We start from the raw sequence: 2,233 nt of genomic DNA on the forward strand, positions 1-2,233 counted from the left end.
AATCATTGCGATACTTCCGCGACCGAAGTCGCCGACCGCAACAACCAAGCACCCACACTTATCGGTTGTCCAAGTTTTTAAAGATCTGCCGACTCGCGGCAAGGAAAGAATCTGCTGCTTTCCGGTTTCGCCGATTCGCTGTTGCGTTCGGGAAGCCGCGCATTATAGAGACCCGAGAAAATCCGTCAACACAAAATGAATCGAAGATTCTTATGGGTCGATCTTGCTGCGCGGCACACGGATCCTGGCCTCCGCGTCCACCTCGCCGGGCTGCGGCAAGGTGTCGAGGTAGAGGGCCTCGACCTGCGCGCGCGCCCAGGGCGTGCGGCGCAGGAACTTGAGGCTGGAGGCGATGCTGGGCTCGTGGTTGAAGCAGCGGATGCTCACCCGCCGGCCGAGCGCGGCCCAGCCGAGGCGGTCCACGAGCCGGACGAGGATCTGCTCGAGGGTGAGGCCGTGCAGGGGATTATTGGGTTGTGGGGCGGTCATGGCGTGTCGCACTCAGGGTGAGGGGGCTGCCGGCATGCCCAGGCCGGCCACGTCCCGCGCCACGACCCCGAGGTCGCGCCAGCTGTCCGGATGGCAGCTGAACAGCAGGATCTGGTGGCGCTCGGCGGCGTCGAACAGCACCCGCTTCATGTTGCCGAGCCGCTCGGCGTCGCTGTGCACCAGGGCGTCGTCAAGGATGACGAGGGTCGGCCGACCCGCCTCGCGCAGCAGGTCGGCGTAGGCGAGCCGACTGATCAGGCCCATCTGCTCGCGCGCGCCGAAGCTCAGCTCCGCGAAGCGGCCGCGCTCTTCCCCGTCCAGCCCCTGGCGCACCAGGATCTCCGGCACGAGCGCTTCATCCACGCTCAGGCTGGCTTCCGGGAACAGCAGCTGCAGGTATCGGTTCAGGTGGCGCTGCAGCGGCGCCTGCAGCTGGCGGGTGAGCTGCAGGCGGTGATCGGTCAGGCGGACGAGCAGGAGATCGAGCGCGCCGGCGCGCCGCGCCAGCTCGTCCTTGCGACGCACCGCCCGCGCCAGCTCGACGTCGAGCTCCGCGCTCCTCTCCTCGAGGCCCTCGGCGCCGAGCGCCTCCAGGCTGGCCTTCAGGCGTTCGAGCTCGAGGCGGCGCTGCTCGGCGGCCTTCTCCGCCGCGTCCGCGCTGCGCGTGAAGCGCTCGACGTCCTGGCGCAGCACACCCGGGTTGGCCAGGTCGATCTGCTTCTGGCGTTCGCGCAGGGCCTGCTCGAGCCGGTTCTCGTTGGCGCGCAGCTCGAGCAGCTGCTCTTCGGCGAGCTTTTCATGCTGCCTGCGATCCGCGCCCTGCAGCTCGCCGTCCAGCCTGCTCCATTCGGTCCGGGCGCTCTCCAGCGCCTGCGTGGCGAGCAGGAGCGCGCTGCGGAAACCCGCCTCGGCCGCCTCGGCCGCCTTGAGGGACTCGCCGGCGCCGTCCAGCTGCGCCTCCGCCCTGGAAACCGACAGGCCGCCCTGCTGCGGCTCGGGGAGCGCCGCGATCAGTCTCGCCAGCTCCTCGCGGCGCGCCTCTTTGAGCTGCCTGCGCCCGGCCAGCGCCTCCAGGCCCTCGGGCGCGAGCGACTCCAGCACCGACTCGTCGCGCCGGATGGCGCCGTCGAGCTCGCGGCAGTGCTCGTGGCGCGCGTCCGCCGCGGCCAGCGAGGCCACGCCGAGCACGGACAGCAGGCTCGCGCGGTCGTCGTCCAGCCCCTGGCGCTTGCGGACCAGATCGGCGATGTCGTCGCCGCCGGGCAGGATGCGCAGGCTTCCAAGCTGCCCGAGGACGAGCTCGGCCGGCTCGAGCAGCAGGCGCTCGCCCTCTCCGTGCAAGGGCTCGCCCGCCAGCGTGACCGCCCCGGGCTCGCGCAGGTCGAACTGCAGGCGGGTGGCGACCGCCTCCTGGCGGATCGCAAGGCGAGCGAGCTCGTCCTCGGCCTTGCGCAGGCGCGCGAGCGCCTTGGCGTCGATGTGCAGGGATTGCCGCAGCCCGCGTTGCCGCAGCAGCGCCTCGTGCAGCTCGCGGGCACGTGCCAGTGCCTGGTCCAGGCTGGCGAGCTCGGCGTCGGCCTGCTCCAGCTCCCGTGCCAGGTCCTTGCGCTGCTGCTGCTCGCGCGCCAGCCGGACCGCCACCCTGGCCGCTTCGAAGGCCGCGCGGGTGTCGGCGAGCGCACGCTCCACGGCCGGCCTGCGCGCCTCCTGCGCGGCGAGCGCCTGCGCGGCTGCGTCGCGGTCC

The 2,233-nt window shown here is 71.4% G+C and carries 2 protein-coding genes; both read right to left on the reverse strand.

Features of this window, described 5'->3' with window-relative positions:
* Positions 1–210 precede the first annotated feature (210 nt).
* A complete protein-coding gene (locus C667_RS22350; RefSeq protein WP_004386358.1) occupies positions 211–489 on the reverse strand; it encodes a VF530 family protein in 279 nt (92 codons plus the stop codon).
* A 12-nt stretch (positions 490–501) separates the two neighbouring features.
* A partial coding sequence (locus C667_RS22355; RefSeq protein ID WP_004386360.1) for an ATP-binding protein occupies positions 502–2,233 on the reverse strand: 1,732 nt, incomplete at its 5' end.

This window comes from Thauera phenylacetica B4P, assembly GCF_000310225.1.
Lineage (GTDB): Bacteria > Pseudomonadota > Gammaproteobacteria > Burkholderiales > Rhodocyclaceae > Thauera > Thauera phenylacetica.

Excerpts from the sequence above, each read along its gene's own strand:
- C667_RS22350 (WP_004386358.1), bottom strand. The coding sequence starts at position 489 with ATGACCGCCCCACAACCCAATAATCCCCTGCACGGCCTCACCCTCGAG.